At 52.0% G+C, this 15,762-nt stretch carries 9 protein-coding genes and 2 pseudogenes; 7 read left to right on the forward strand and 4 right to left on the reverse strand.

The features are described from left to right. Nucleotides 1–90 precede the first annotated feature (90 nt). Nucleotides 91–1,233, reverse strand: a complete 1,143-nt coding sequence (locus KZ498_RS11460) for an FG-GAP-like repeat-containing protein (protein WP_396276119.1) — start codon at nucleotides 1,231–1,233, stop codon at nucleotides 91–93. A gap of 137 nt (nucleotides 1,234–1,370) precedes the next feature. Here KZ498_RS11460 and KZ498_RS11465 point away from each other — a divergent pair. From KZ498_RS11465 to KZ498_RS11480, 4 genes and pseudogenes are all read left to right on the forward strand, one after another. Then, nucleotides 1,371–2,536, forward strand: a pseudogene (locus KZ498_RS11465) (ISH3 family transposase). Between the two features lie 321 nt (nucleotides 2,537–2,857). Beyond that, nucleotides 2,858–3,458 (forward strand): annotated as a pseudogene (locus KZ498_RS11470) (IS6 family transposase). A 254-nt stretch (nucleotides 3,459–3,712) separates the two neighbouring features. Beyond that, nucleotides 3,713–4,852: a hypothetical protein gene (locus tag KZ498_RS11475; protein ID WP_312618952.1), complete on the forward strand. Its 1,140-nt coding sequence runs from the start codon at nucleotides 3,713–3,715 to the stop codon at nucleotides 4,850–4,852. 81 nt (nucleotides 4,853–4,933) lie between these two features. Continuing rightward, nucleotides 4,934–5,644, forward strand: coding sequence for a glycosyltransferase (locus KZ498_RS11480; protein ID WP_312618953.1), 711 nt, complete (start codon nucleotides 4,934–4,936; stop codon nucleotides 5,642–5,644). Between the two features lie 44 nt (nucleotides 5,645–5,688). Here KZ498_RS11480 and KZ498_RS11485 read toward each other — a convergent pair whose 3' ends face one another. Continuing rightward, nucleotides 5,689–7,194, reverse strand: coding sequence for a lipopolysaccharide biosynthesis protein (locus KZ498_RS11485; protein ID WP_312618954.1), 1,506 nt, complete (start codon nucleotides 7,192–7,194; stop codon nucleotides 5,689–5,691). Nucleotides 7,195–8,151: 957 nt separating this feature from the next. Between KZ498_RS11485 and KZ498_RS11490 the strand changes: the two genes are divergently transcribed. Next, nucleotides 8,152–9,273, forward strand: a complete 1,122-nt coding sequence (locus KZ498_RS11490) for a glycosyltransferase family 4 protein (RefSeq protein WP_312618955.1) — start codon at nucleotides 8,152–8,154, stop codon at nucleotides 9,271–9,273. 4 nt (nucleotides 9,274–9,277) lie between these two features. Here the strand turns inward: KZ498_RS11490 and KZ498_RS11495 are convergent, their stop codons facing one another. Together KZ498_RS11495 and KZ498_RS11500 are read right to left on the reverse strand one after the other, a co-directional pair. After that, complete coding sequence (locus KZ498_RS11495) at nucleotides 9,278–10,903, reverse strand: alkaline phosphatase family protein (RefSeq protein ID WP_312618957.1); 1,626 nt, start codon at nucleotides 10,901–10,903, stop codon at nucleotides 9,278–9,280. A 475-nt stretch (nucleotides 10,904–11,378) separates the two neighbouring features. Further along, complete coding sequence (locus KZ498_RS11500) at nucleotides 11,379–12,824, reverse strand: sulfatase (RefSeq protein ID WP_312618958.1); 1,446 nt, start codon at nucleotides 12,822–12,824, stop codon at nucleotides 11,379–11,381. Nucleotides 12,825–13,024: 200 nt separating this feature from the next. On the opposite strand from KZ498_RS11500, the gene KZ498_RS11505 reads away from it, so the two are divergent. Together KZ498_RS11505 and KZ498_RS11510 are read left to right on the forward strand one after the other, a co-directional pair. After that, nucleotides 13,025–14,179, forward strand: a complete 1,155-nt coding sequence (locus KZ498_RS11505; protein ID WP_312618959.1) for a glycosyltransferase family 4 protein — start codon at nucleotides 13,025–13,027, stop codon at nucleotides 14,177–14,179. Nucleotides 14,180–14,300: 121 nt separating this feature from the next. Then, complete coding sequence (locus tag KZ498_RS11510; protein WP_312618960.1) at nucleotides 14,301–15,704, forward strand: sulfatase; 1,404 nt, start codon at nucleotides 14,301–14,303, stop codon at nucleotides 15,702–15,704. Nucleotides 15,705–15,762 lie beyond the last annotated feature (58 nt).

The following is a 15,762-nucleotide window of genomic DNA, read 5'->3' on the forward strand; positions in this document are numbered from 1 at the left end:
CTCTACTGGAGTTTCGCCGATAACTCGTTCAGCCACTGGTAGCGTTCGGTTCGTACACAGATCATACTAATTCGTAGTCCAGCAGGTACGTCATGACTCGTTGTACCAGACGTCAACGTGGTGCGTCGGAGTATACGATTTTCCGACGATGTCCATGCGCCCGTCGCCGGTCAGGTCAACTGCTTTTGCCTCGTGTGTCGGGATTCCCCGGAAAATCCGGTGCTGTTGAAACTCACCACCCCCCTGGTTCACGAACAACAGGTGTTCTGGGTTCTTGTTCTCACCGAGGCCCATCTCGCCGACATAGATATCGGGGGTACCGTCGCCAGTGAAGTCTGCAACCTGAAGACTGTGGGGACAGTAGAGATCATCACGAAGGACAGTCGTCTTCCAATCCGGGGGGTCAAACCAGCCCAGCCGACCGAGTTGTCCATCCGCGTATGGGCGGTCACCCTCAGTCAGAACGACTTCCAACTTCCCATCGCCGTCGATGTCTGCGACAGCAATCCGCGTCCATTCCCATCCCCGGGCGATACATTCACGTCTCCAATTGTCTCGCCGTCCGTCAGTCTGTCTGAAAATATTCGGGCCAGCAATGAGCTCGTCCTCTCCATCATTATCAATGTCGACCACGGTCAGTCCCTCAACATTGATGTCTTTGGCAACGATGTGACGATGCGTGTCCGGCCAAGGTGACTGTCGGGGTTCGTCCGGAATATCATAGTAGAATACTACCTCACTTTCTTGTGACAGTCCGACTACCTCTGTTAACCCATCGTTGTCAACGTCAGCGACGACGACATCGTGGTACTTTTCAAATTCACTGGTCACCAGCGATCGGTCCCATTCGTCATGTGGATCTCTCGGTTGTTCGAACCAGTACAGGTTGCGGCGGTTGATTCCCTGTCCCGCTACGATGTCGAGACGCCCGTTCCCTGTGATATCCCCAAGGGCTCCCCCAACATCCAAGTTGGAAACGTCGGCCACGTGACGGCGGTTCCACCCAGGGTTTTCATAATAAAAAAGATTCGATTCAAAATACTGAATCAGTTTGCCGATTCCTTTCTGTTGTCGCAATGCAATCCGTTTTGTTCCGAATGAGAGTGGTTTGGGATCACCCATAGCACCGATAATTACATCTGGATGACCGGTTCCGGTCAGATCGGATGTTAGACAAAAGCTGAGCCGGCCAGAGGGTGGATTCTTATCGATGCGCTCATGTCGGAATTGCATTTGTTATATCGAAAGTTGTTGGTCATGATACTAATAATTGTGTCGGCTGCGAAGTAAGTAATTCCTCTCCGAACCGGTTCAAGAAAACCTCAGTACTTCACAAAGCTGGTTAGTTGAGACGTCTGCTTGCTGAGGATGTGCACTCCAACAAGCAAGCAGACGATGATATCCACGAGGACCAGCTGCTTAACTTTCTCGTCAACTCGCTTGACGAGGAAGTTGTTCTCGGACTCGGCAACAATGCTGAAATCAATGCTGAGGACATCTTAGAGGTCCTCGTCGGCGCATGCGCCGACGGGACCTCGATATCTGAACTCTGCGAGACCAATGAAGATTCTCCCCACGAAAACACGGTTCTGTACCATCTCCGTGAGAAATTCGACCTAGCGTCGGTTGAACAAGTCGGGAACGCACTCCTCCAAAAGGACGTTCTAGAGATCCATCCCAAGCAGATGGAGGTCGTCGCAGACCTCCACCTGCGACCCTACTACGGTGACAAAGACGAGACGGATGGTCTCTATCACTCAGAAGCAAAGCGTGGAACCACCGCATTCCACGCCTACGCGACACTCTACGTGCGTGTGAAGAATAAACGGTATACGCTGGCGGTGTCGCCGTCGACGAGACGGCGCACCGCCAGCAGTATCCTCGCTGAGTTTCTTGGTCTCCTCGACGGCCTTGACCTCAGCGTCAAGGCCGTCTATCTTGATCGGGAATTCTACGATAGCAAGTGTCTCACGCTTCTTCAGGCCCACAATTACGCGTACGTGATGCCGGTCGTCCGGTGGGGAAAGACGATCAAGCAGGAACTCTCGGAAGGCTGGAGTCGTGTCATCCAACATGATCTGACGGGAAAAATCGACGGTCACAGCTGGACCGTCGATTTTCCCGTCTACATCGACTGTACCTACCAAATCGGACGGTACGGTGAACAGGGAGTGGCGCGTCACGGCTACGCCGCTGACGCGCCGTTCATTGAGACACCACGTGATGCTCGATACCACTACGCGAAACGCTTCGGTATCGAAGCCAGCTACCGACTCTCCGAACAAAGCATTGCGACAACCACAAGCAGAATCCAGTCGTACGGTTGCTGTACGTCGTGGTGAGTCTACTCTTGCAGAATGTCTGGCGGTATCTCCATTGGGAGTATGTGGCGACGCCCCGCCGTGGCGGGCGTCGTCTCTGGCAGTGGTCGTTCACGGAGTTCATCAACATGCTGTGTCGGGCAGCGTGGACGGCCCTCGCGGTGCGTCGGGCCGTCCCCACAAACCGGCCACCAGATGACCGTTTCTATCGGTAACAACGACCGAGCCAGAATCTTCGCAAGTGGCAACACTGTCGCGTCGGCGGCTGACCGCCGCCGACAGCGACTGCTCCCGCTAATTCATCCGTGATTGCTCGGTGAAAATAATCAGTAGATTCGCTTCGTCACAGAACTCATGCTTCAGAATCGGCTAGCTGAGGATGCTTTGTGAGGTACTGAGGATATCGATTTCCATTGGACAGGGTCGAATTCCTCGGCTTCACCCTTCTAAACCCGTGATATCGACCGATAAAACCGCTATTCAAAAGAACAATTTAATTAAGCGTGAAAAGTGAGGCGGGCGGATTTCTGGTGCCTATGCTAGAAATCAGCCGCCTCAGCGGACATAGAGACTGGATTGATTTGGATATTCTGGAGCGAGAGCAGACACCCGAGTCGATGATCACGTTGGGTATTCAATCCCACGTTGCGGGACTTTCGTTGTCGAATACCGTCGAATTACTGGATTCGCCGGGTGTCCAAAGCAATCGAAAAGCAATCGACGATTGGGTTCAGAAAGCCGATTTACAGCCAGAATCCAGCAAATCACCGAATCAGATTGCGCTCGATGAAACAGTGATTCGGATCAACAATCAGCAATTCTGGCTGTACGCCGCCGCCGATCCGAAGTCGAACGAATTGCTTCACGTCCGGCTGTTTGCAACGACTACAACCACCCTCACAGAAATTTTCCTGCGCGAACTTCGGCAAAAACACGATGTCGAGACTGCCGTCTTCCTCGTCGATGGCGCTCAACACCACCACATTGCACTTCAGCGAGCTGGACTCCGATTTCAGATGTCTCGCCACGGAAATCGGAGCTGTCGAACGGATTTTTCGAGAGTTGAAGCGTCGAACCTCGTTGTTTTCAAACTGCTCCAGTCACGTGGACCCGGAAACCGCCGAAAACAGGTTGTAAAGCTTCGCTCGATGGCTCTATGCTACTAACTAAACACTACCGTCCACAGCATAAGAGATATTTTATACCTAGAACCTGTTCTGTTCAATTGAGCATAATGAATAGTCCTGAAGCAGCCGGACAAATAGACTATCCACCTCCACAGTTGACGTCAAAAAATAACTGTCGACCGGTAGTGCTGTCCCGTCCCCTGTTTAGGGCAGACCACGACGCAACCGAATACGAACACAGACTTACCCAACCGAAATAAACGCATGGCTGATCTGTTTGACATTTTTGACAGGTATCTCGTAGAAGTCCGAGGAGACGGGCCTAGTGTGAATAAACTTCGGAAAACCTTCGATAGGTTCGCTACACACGAGCAAGAACGCGAACCCGACATTATATGCGATCTGACACATATTGAACCCGACCCAAAAGAGGTCTTCGGCGCGCCGGACGAGTACTATGGACGCGAAGGCGACCGGTTCATCATTAAAAAACCGGAGGGCTATGGCCATCTCTCGATCAACACGTCCTGGGATCACGTTGCGATGTCTCCCGACGTAGACCACTATCTGGTCGCGTACATAGTCGAGTTCGAAGTCAGGAAACGACTGGCGGCCGATGGGTATGCGCTAATACACGCCTCCGGAGTGCAATTCGACGAGACGGCCGTGCTCTTCCCAGCATGGCGTTACACGGGAAAAACGAACACGATGATGACCCTGCTTAATTCCGGTGCTGATTATCTTTCTGACGACCGATTGTGGGTCGGCACTGACCGGTCAGTCTTGGGGTATCCGGTACCAATTAACATGATGGTGTCAAATCTCGAAACGTATCCAGGTCTGTCCGATTTATCTCGAATCGAACAATTTCGGTCTTATCTCGTGGACCTGATTAACGACCGAATCGATCAAGACCGGTCAATATTTGATAAATTAGCGTATTTTGGTACGAAATTTTATCTAGACCCGAATCTCGGACGGAGATTGATTTCGGTTGACCAGTTGATTCCCACCGCTGACTTCGTGGATAAAACCACAGTAAGCAGCGTCGTCTCGCTTCGCACCAGACTTGATGGATCAAACGTAGAAGTAAAGAAAGTTCCAGGAAAGGAGGCACTGGCCGACATCTCTGCAATCAGCCTCTACGAATGGAATAGGGATCTGGAAGAGTACTTTGCGACGTTCGATGCGTTGTTCTCTAGCAGTAAAACTGAGGAGCTAGACAAGCTAATCGCCAAAGAAGAGCAGAATTTGAACGAGCTTTTTAATCATATCGAGACGTACCGAGCGTTAATTCCTCGCGAGCAGGACTGGAAAAGTACGGGAATCGCGGACGAAATTCAGCAGAAACTCGGCAACCTAGATTCATCAACCGACGTTGGACACTCAGCTACCAAAAAGTAACCGCGCAATGGATCATAACATTCAGCGGTTGGGTCCCGTCATCCGGAGATTCGCCGACGATTCTGGAGGGGACGATACATAATGGTCGAACTCTCAGTCGTCATCCCTACTATCGAAGAAAGCGATGGCGACATCAAAGCCCTCCAATATATACGCCGATGCAGTTTCGAAGACTATGAGGTAATCGTCCGCCGAGACTCGAGTGCGTCTAAAGCTCGTAACAAAGGTGCTGAGCGGGCCCAGGCAGAGAAAATTGTATTTTTCGACGATGATTCGATGCCGTGTGAAGGACATCTACAAGCGGCGAGCAACGCGCTCAACGAGCACGATGCGGTGGCAGGGCGAGTCTTCCAGCCGGACGACTCACCGTTCAAAAACAAGGAGATACCGTGGTACGACCAGGGCGAGGAACAAAAGCAGACTACGCTGCTTCCCGGTTGTAACATGGCGATGAACAAAACGCTCTTCGAGAACGTGGGTGGGTTCAATGAGAATTTGCCTTTCGGACACGAGGAGGTTGAGCTCGCAGAGCGTATTTGTAGAGACCACAGAATACATTACGAACCAGAAATGGTCATATATCACTACTTTGCCGAATCGGTCTGGGGATATTGGAAGAAAGCATACCGCCACGGGAAAGCAGATACAAGAATATGGGAACTCGACGGCTTCCCTTGGTCCAAGCGGGTCGTTCAGTCGTTGCCGCTCGCCCGGCCAAATGCGGGTCCGATTGAGATTATCTCACGGCTAGCGAGACGAACCGGACGAATCAGAGGATTGCTGGCCACATAACACCGAAGCTGGGACTGGTTCTCATAACAGGTAATCGGTCTGGATTAGAGTTTCTTCCGAATGAACTGAATCGTTTCAACGATGTCCCACCCAGGCGCCTGTGAGAGAACAGCAACCGCGCACAGGTACGTCATCACACCGACCCCCACGAGTACGAAGAATTCAACGTATATAGATGCTATCGGCACGTTCAAACGGACGGCAAGTACCGCTCCTAACATCACACCACTGGCTATAGTCGGATAAGCGAGTTCGTACAACAGTCGGCGATAGGTGGTTTCGATCGTGTCGACAATCAAATAGAAATTGAGTGGGATCATCGGGAACACCGAAACACCGAGGATGACGAGTGCTGCCCCCTCAAGACCGAAAGTATTGATCGCAGGGAAAATAAATATACCCATAAGGATGATCCGAATCGGGGGTAATTTCGTGAGGTAATCTGGTCGCCCGGTTGCCTTCCATATCGATCCACAAAGCTTCCCGAAGGCACGAAGCAATCCGTAGACGGCGAGTATCTGCAGCGTCCAAACCATTGGGAGCCAATCAGGTCCTAAAAACGCCAACACGAACGTCGGCGCGACAGCGACGATGCCGAAGCTAACGGGAAACGCGACGAGTGAAGTGGTTTGGAGCGTCCGGAAGAAGGATTCTCGAAGCATCTCCGAGTCGTCCTGAAACTTAGAGTACATTGGGAATGCCACGTTCGTGATTGTCTGTGAAATCTCCGTGGCCGGCGCGTTAGCAAACCGATATGCTAATTGATAAAAAGCGAGCGAAGAGGCTGGGAGAAGGTACCCGACGACAATATCGTCACCTTCAGTGGTCAAAAACGACATGATAGATGAACCCGTGATCCATTTCCCGTAATCGATCAGTTCTTTAGCAAATTCGATATCGAACTCCAAGTGAGGGCGGTAGTCGTGGATAATGAATGAGGCGACGAGCCTGACCAGATCCGCCGCAACGAACCCAACTACCAGAGCCCAGGCTGTCGGACTGACGAACGCGATGCCGATGCCGACCACCGGCAGTGTGAACGAACCACTAAGTCGATAGACGAACTCCTTGTGAAACTCCAGGTTCTTTTTGAAATATACGATTCCGGGATTTCGTAGCCCGAGAAATAGTGGAGTCAGAGCGATTACTCGGAGGGGTCCCGTAGCACGTGGTTCGCCGAAGAACGTGGCGAAGAGTGGTGCCGCTAGCGCTAGAACACCGGCGATAGCACCACCACGCGCCACCTCTAAAATCCACGTGGTGTTCAGATACTTATCTACGTTCTTGTCTGAGTGCTGAATGAGGGCTGCGTTTATTCCGATATCTGTAAATCGCTTGATTGCGGTCACCGTTAGCAATGAGATTCCGAAGATGCCGAACGCGCGAGGATTTAGCAGTCTAGCCAGGACAAGCATCGTCACCAATTGCAACCCACGCTCGATGACGTTCATCACGCCGAGCCAAACGGCGCTTTTTGTCGCCCGTTCCGCGATATCGCCTGTCGGTACGAATCTCTTTAGCGCAAGCAGTAGCTGTTTCAGGTAGAACATCAGCGGCTTTGAGAAGTCAGAGTGGTTGGTGTTGCTCGGTGTTGGTTTCTCGTTAGATGACGTAGTACAACTCCGTTTAGTCCCTCTCGCCACGGTTCACCAGTCCCGGATACGGCTACCTGGGCGAGAGCCCAGTCGCAAACACCGGGAGTTGGTACTCCGTCTAAGAGTGGTCGGCTAGTATCGTGTATAGTCGTGTGATGAGTGGCGATATATTTCAAGCGAATTGCCTCTTTGGTGAGTGTACTGTACTATTCGTTTATATAATATTATAAATAGTTACTGCTAATTCTCTTCATCAGAGTGTATTTGTTACGGGGATTCACGACTATTATCAAATCGATGATACCGCGTCGGTCTTTGAGACTGGATGTCCATGCCATCGTCCTATCTAGCGCCTCTTGAATTGCAAAATGTATAATAGCTACCTATAGGTCGACATCAGCAATCATATCGCTTATGAATCGTCTCAGTACGGCTCAGAGGTCTGTGTTGATCCCGACATTGAACGACGGATGTTCAACCGTCGTCAGGGACACAACAGTTTTTATATTCCAGCTCCTGCTGACGAGTTAGCAAACATTATTCCCCCGTATGTTCTGCTACGGAGGGGAATTCCCAGACCACTACGTAAAAAAGTGCGACACGCTCGCCGATGAAGTCCTCGCGTCCGACTAGACGGCCACTGAATTCGGGAACTTGCTTTCGAGGCTATTTTACAAGACATCTGACCTCTACAAATTGGTCGCTGATGGTGAATATAGCGACATCCGGCCACGACTCGAAGAATTTGATGGGTACTCCGGAGAACAATCGCTTCTCGCGTTTCCATGATTCAACCAAAGCAATAAGACTGTCAGGGTCCCTTTTCAACCGAGTGAATAGACAAGTGTTTGAACTGTCAGCGGCCAAATGCTGGGGCATCAAACTCCGAGGGGCATAGCCATGCGAATAGCAATGATACAGGACGATTGGTTTCCACTCGTGAGAGGAGGGTCGGTTCACGTGCGAGAGCTCTCGATTGCTTTAGCTGAGCAGTTCGGACACGAAATCGACATTTTCACGCGAGCGCTGAAACAGGATGGAATCCGGTACACAGAGAACCGTTCATATGCTGATGGGGCTGTTTCGGTGTATCGGCTCAAACCTTGTACCGAATACTGGAACCCTATCGGCCGGCTCTCATCGATGCTGACTCCTCTTTTGCAATTAAACCGGGGGAAGTATGACATCATTCACGGCCACACGTTTCTCCCATCCGTCCCCACATGGGCCGGTTCGTACCTATCGGGCTCTCCGAATGTCTTAACAATCCACGGAACCGCAATCCCGTCCGGTGTTGGACACGATACGTCTGGCTTCGCACGGATTCGACGTTGGATCGAGAGACTGCTACTGCTCGAAATCCCCTACGACCACCTGATTTCGGTCAATCGTAAGCACATGGACCTTCTCTCTGGCGCACACGAGAAAGTATCGTTCGTCCCAAACGGCGTTGATCTCGACCGCTTCGAAATCGAGCGAGACACCGTTTCGGGACGAATACTCTATGTGGGCCGATTAGCGCCAAAAAAACGCGTCGAGGACCTAATCGAAGCCTACGCGATGGCCCGTGAGGACGTACCCGAGAGCGAGTTGGTAATTGTTGGCACCGGTCCAATGCGCGGGGATTTAGAAACCCTGGCAGCCCGCCACGGCATCACCGAGCACGTCCAGTTTAAAGGATATGTAGAGGACGACGCTATCCCGGAGTACTATGCCTCGGCGGAGCTATTCGTCCTACCAGCCATCTGGGAAGGCCATCCTCTGACGCTACTTGAAGCGTGGGCGGCCGGCACACCTGTCATTGCGACGAATGTCGAAGGAATTGCTGAGTTCGTGAACCACGAGGAAACCGGATATTTAGTCCCACCCAAATCACCGCCGGAGCTCGCAGACGGACTCAGCTACGCACTAAACCATCCAAAAGTAACCAGTAAGTGGGGTATCCAAGGGAAAGAAGTCGCAACGTCGGAATATTCCTGGGCACAATCAGCTCAAAAAACCAATTCGGTATACCGGCAGATGTCGAGGTCCTAGACAGTCACTCAAGATAGCCCAGATCGGACAATCGACGCTCGATAGCATCTGTATCGGAGCGTTTGCCGTTACCTATCGACCGAGAAAGATGGGACTCGGCTATGGCCTGCCACGGCTGGGGATTCTGTGTCGTTTCTACGATAGGCACCGCCTCGCCGTCAGCATCGGTGTCGGCCGGGATTCCTAGCGACACTGCAACTGTCGGAGCAACATCAAAAATAGACAGCCGATTTATGCTCTCCTCGGTCATTGTCGGTCGGTTGGAAAGAAATATGCCGTCTGGTTTGTGATTCATGTGCGTGTGCCGCCGGAACGTATCGACGACTGAGCCGCTGACGTCATACTGATATTCGCGCGGAACGAAGACAATGTCCGGTGCCCGGTCGACGTTGGACCCGTGGTACACCTCCTCGCGGGGGTGAACTGCCTCAAAAACCGCTCTTCCCTCAGGATCTGTGATCGACCGGAGGTCTGCCATGAGATTCGCTCGGACATTCTCGTACTGCTCTTCGGGGACGCGTCCTGACGGCCAACTGCTCCTAGCGTTGATGTGCACGCCTAGGCTATTGAACAGGAGCTGGAAGGCCTTCGACTGCTCCCAATCGATTGTACGGTTCTGGAGTGCGACCTGTGTCTCCTCTGGAAGGAGACGCTCCGCGTGACCGGCGAGTCCGACAGCTGCAAGTGCGCGATGGGCCGCTCTCGGTGTAAGCCCGATGCGGGAGAGGGCATTCGTGGCCCCGCCGGCAAGTCGGTTGATTGGGCTCGAACGTGTCTCTTCTTGATTACTCCGCAGGTCGTTTTTTGCAGAACTGAAATACTCGGGATTGCCGGCCGTAGTCTGACAATAGCCGTGGTCAGCGAGCCATGAATTAATGTAGAATGTCCATCTGTACTCTCCCATTCCATGGTCGGATGCGATGATGACAGTCGGGTCTTGATCCGCGAGATCGACGATATCACTGACATACGAGTCGACAGACTGCAGGACTTCCCGTATTTTTGTAGAGTTTTCTAAATCGTGGAAGATGGAGTCAGTGACTTGGAACTGGACGGCAAGGAGATCCCAGTCGAAGCGGTCGGTCAGCAACTGGGCCATGTCTCGACGACATCGGGCGACGTCGACGTACTTTTCGATGACACCCGAGGATGCGTTGTACTCCGGATAAATGCGATATTCGCCGAACCGCTCCTCGAATGCGTCCCGAATTTCAGGTGGGTGAAATGTGGTATTTTCCGATGCGAGATAGCCTGGGATGATGGCCCCATGTTCGAGTTCGGAAACTGGATGCGTAACGGGAAAATTGATTGCGACCGATGAGAAGCCGAGTTCGTCCGCGACTTCCCAGATATACGGCGCACGCACATCTTGGCGATCGACGATAGATTTCTCGTAGCCGTCATTCGTGTAAAAGTCAAACACGCCGTGTTCTCCTGGATTTCGACCGCTGAGAAGCGAAGGCCACGCACACGGCGTCCATGGCGGAATTGTGCTCTCAAGGTCAGCCATGCATCCCTGATCTCGGATGGACGCAAGCGTCGATAATGTTCCGTCGTCTATCCACTCATCAATTGCAGACCGGCCTAAGCCATCGAGTCCGATTAGTACTACCTGCTCTGAGGTGGTCATCGTACGAGACTTTCGGTAGCTAGATAAATATGTCTGTGGCGGGTTCTCTGTTTCTATTTAAATTCTGGAAATGTAACCTTTAATTACCTCGGGAGGGGCAAACATGTCCGAACTGCACGTTAAATCGGTCCACAACCTCATAGGAATTCGGGCGGGAATTCTTCGCATTGAAACCTAACGGTTTGAATCGCTAGACGGAACATGAGAACCTCGAATCAAGTCATATAGTAGTTGCTTCAGTCGTGCACGATCTGAATCAGCAGACCGGATGGCGTTCAAGAACCAGTGTTTCTGAGAACACAGAGGCGTTCATATTTCATGTATACCGAGTCGCCGTCGCGTTTATCAAGCTCTAATCATATTAATACGGTCTATCGGGACTATACAGTATTGAACCTCCGACGTACGCGCCTCTGGTTAGGGTCAAGCAACACCCGCCGTCACCATCCTGACAGCGACCCTCGGGTACCGCCACTCACATCTTGTATCCAAGATCCCGGAGGTGCTGTTCAACTGCCGGGTCAAAATCTCCATCGATAGACGGGTGGTCTCCAGGATGAATCTCAAGTTCTCGCGCGATATCGCCGAGTTCGGGCGCAGTTGAAGACGCCAGCGGGACACGTTCGCCGGCATCCGTGGCGTACCGGTAGACGATGTCCTGTTCCATGAACTCGTACGATCGATCAGCCTCTCCGTCTGTGCTCGAATGTGTCAGAAGTTTGTATCGGTCGTCTCGAACGACGGTAGATTGACCGGCGCCGTCTAAACTGTCTGAAATAATCTTGGCAGAGTCACCGGTAGAATCTTCGAGAAGCGAATCACTTTGACTTCGTGCCGGAAACGCCCCTGGGTTGAATTCAAGTATCTCTGCTAGCAATTCGTGAATCCACGCCAGTGAGACCGGATTGTCGATTCGGGTCCCTTCGCATCCAGGAACCCGGACGAGTAATGGGACATGTAACAGTTCATCGAAGAGATGATGACGTGGGTGCCCATATATTCCGTCCCGGTCGAATAACACTTCACCGTGGTCTCCAGTCACAATGAGGACCGTCTCTTCCCATTGCTTTCGTGCGCGCAACGCGGATATCAGTTCACCAATTCGGTTGTCCACATACCGAAGCGCACTGTCATATATCGATTGGCAGGCCGGCTCGTAGATCCAACTAACTCGTGCAGCGTCCGATAGAAGGTGCCGCCATACTGAATTACTTTTTGCGAGCCCGCCCTCCCGAATAGTGTTCGGGCTAATAGGTGCATGGAGGTCCATGAGATGCGTCCAGCCGAAGAAGGGTTCACCAGCGTCCTCAAGATTCGCCAGATACTGACTCATGACCTGTGTGCCGTCTATCGACGGCCACTCATTCAAATACTGGTAGTACCGATACGCCATATACGGAAGGGTGTACGGATTGACCAGCGTTCCGTGAGTTCGCATCCGAGAACGGAAATCGTACATCAGATCCGTTTGATCGATTTCCCCAGGCCATGTAACAGACCCAGCATCTCCTTGACCGTCTGTCCGTAGGTTCTGATACTGGTCGAATCCCCGGTCGAAATTACGATCCTGAGTCAGATGGGGGTTGGTTAATGTAGCGATTGTCCGATACCCGTGGTCTTGAAAATATGTCCCGAGTGTCGGACTGGTAGTTGGAAGTGCCTTCCATGCGAGGTGATTGCCGTAGTGAGCACCGTTGTACGAGTGTTGTCCGGCAAGTATCCCCGGGAAGGATTCGGTGGTGTAAGGGCCGGTTGAATAAGCATTATCGAAGACGAAGGATTCGTTCGCTAGTGCGTCAAGCACTGGCGTTGTGTTTCTACCGTGGCCGTTGAATCCACACCGGTCGTACCGTAAGCAATCAACGGTCACAAGCACAACATTTGGCGTTTCCATAGTCTCGTGTTCAAATGTGAACTGCATGATGGTTATAAAATTACTCGTTGGAGACAGTGGCCTCAAAAGAGTTAAATCGGGCATTGTAAGTGAAACAAGAAATAGTAGCCATGGAAAGTCATTAAATAGTCGACCCACCAGTCCCCCATGCGGTCCTCCAGTGTCAGGCAACACTTCGTGAAACGGTTCAGCCAAAAGTCTAAACCGATCCTACACTGAGTTTACATATGGATGTCGCCTTCGTTACGAGCCAGGTGTATCCGTATCGTAAGGGGGGCACGGAAAAACGGATACACGAAATCGGTAAACGCCTCGTCGGATACGGCCACGAAGTGACTGTCTATGGCTGTCACTGGTGGGACGGGGCCAGCGAGAACGAAAATCGAGGCATGACTTTAAAGGGGATTTCACCGGGGCGGGAGCAGTACGTAGGAAATCGCCGATCCATTGCTGAAGCACTACGGTTTTCGACGGATTTGTTGCAGCCACTACGTCAGAAGATCGACGACCACGACGTGGTCGTGGTCTGCGTCTCCGAGCACTTTCCAGTCTGGGTTTCAGCTCTGCTGTCCAGTACTTCAGACACACCCATTGTGACGACTTGGCACGAGGTCTGGACACGCGAGTACTGGAAAAGCTATCTTGGGCTGCTCGGGAATGTCGGATGGGTTGTCCAGTTAATCACTGGCCATCTTCCGCAGAACCCTGTTGCGGTTTCTTCGATGACCGCAGACAGACTCGCAAAGATCGGCCCCAACCGGGATTCCATTGAGGTGATACCGAATGGTATCGATATCGGAAAAATCAGATCCGCACCTGCTGCCGGTGTCGGCTTCGATATCCTCTTCGTTGGGCGGTTAATCCCCGAAAAGAACGTCGACCTGCTTCTCACTGCGTTTGATCAGGTCTCCGAGGCCCACGATGTCACGCTAGGCATTATTGGCGATGGTCCACAGAGAGAGGAATTGCAGTCGCTGGCGGGGTCGTTGTCCCATTCCGACTGCGTGACGTTTCTCGGATTCCTCAAGGACAACACGGAGGTGTATGGTCACATGAAGGCGGCTGAAATCTTCGTCCTACCGTCGGTGCGAGAAGGGTTCGGGATTTCCGCGCTGGAAGCCATGTCCGCGGGATGCATCCCAATCACGGTTGACCATCCAGACTCCGGCGCCAGCGAGGTAGTCGGCGACTGCGGATTCGTCACCGACGTGACGGCCTCTGCGGTCGCAGAGGCAATCAACAAGAGTATCCGCGGAGAAACACCAGACGGTAATCCGGTCAAACGGGCTGAAAAGTTCGACTGGGACCGTATCGCCAGGCAAGCCGAGTATGTCTATCAAAACGCAGCGGGTGAGTCAGCACAACGTGTTCAAACCTGGTAGTGACGGCGTGAGGGTAGTTGTACAGATACCAACTCACACGGACCGTCATATGGATGTATAGACGACAGGCAAGATATCATATAGAGGAAGTTACTTATTGAAAACGAGTTTAGAACAACCTATGGAGCCGAACGTCTGTGTAGTCGTTCTTGATGCTGTCCGTGCATCGAATCTCTCTTGCTATGGTCATTCGCGTTTGACGTCCCCGAATATTGACGCCGTGGCGGACGAGTCGATGATTTTTGATTATGCCGTTTCGCCTGCTGCGACAACACTTGACTCGGTCAGCTCGCTTTTTTCGGGGTTGTATCCAGCCGAACACCAGGCTGGCTACAACGGGTCACTATCGGTCAATGTTCCCCATCTCCCGGAGCTGTTTTCCGACGCTGGATATCGGACGGGCGCTATAACAACGAATCCGTTCATTACGCCCGGGTTCGGGTTTGAGCAGGGGGTCAATGAGTTTTTTTCCGCCGAATACCGGTTTCAGAGAGGCACTAACGCCCGCAAGTTCTTCGACAGTACGAAACACCTGCCCACCTACCAGATTTATCTCAGATTTATCCTGACCGCATTGGGCAGACACTTCCTGTCTAGCATCGGGAACGCACTCCAATTTCGGTTCGACCTTTTCACGAGGGACGATCAAGGTGCAAAGCAAGCCTCAAGTAACGCCACGGAATTCTTTAACCGCGGCGACAAGCCCTGGTTCCTGTATCTTCATTACTCTGAGGCGCATATGAAAGATACAGAGCATCTGTACAAGCTCCCGGGCAAACAGCTTTATAAGTTTGTTGACGAGGAGACCGTCGACTCAACTGCACTCCGACGATCTGGGGATGGAGAATACCCGGAGGAGGCTCAGGGTGTCCATGAACGGTTGTACGACGCGACGATCCGGTATCTCGATCACCACGTCGGTAAATTAGTTTCTGAGTTGAAACGGACTGAACAGTGGGAAGAAACGCTCTTTATCATCACGGCAGACCACGGCGAGTGTTTAGGGCGGAACGGGCATATCGGCCACGGAACACTCTACGAGCCAGGGATTCACGTGCCGCTACTGATTAAACTGCCCGCAGATATGTCATCTAACGCACCAAACGAACAAGAACGGGTCAACACTCTCGGGCTTTATTCAATGCTGGCCGACCTGATCGGGAGTAATCAGTCTCACACGACCGTGCCACCCATTCTGGACGGTGAGGAAGATCACGTTCTCGTTCAGGACTTCTGTGCAAACTGGGATTGGAGCAGCTACGCCGACGAGGAATCGCCCGGACAGCATGCTATTTATAAAAACGAATTGAAATTGATCCAGCGAGGCGAACAAAGGGAGTGTTACAATATCGAGATTGATCCGGCGGAAAGCGAACAACTTTCGACCGATGAAAACAGAGTACAGTCAGTCGGCGAACTATTATCAGAGAAATTACAGCAGCAACAGCCTGTGTATAATCGCGGTAGCGATTTCAATATCGACGAATCAACAGCAGACCGACTCGAAGACCTCGGCTACCTGTGAACAGCAGGGAAAATGGATGCTGGTGGATAAAAAAAAAGAGAGAAATTGGGGCCCAGAT

It is taken from the genome of Haloarcula sp. 1CSR25-25 (assembly GCF_032027985.1).
In the GTDB taxonomy this organism is placed as follows: domain Archaea; phylum Halobacteriota; class Halobacteria; order Halobacteriales; family Haloarculaceae; genus Haloarcula.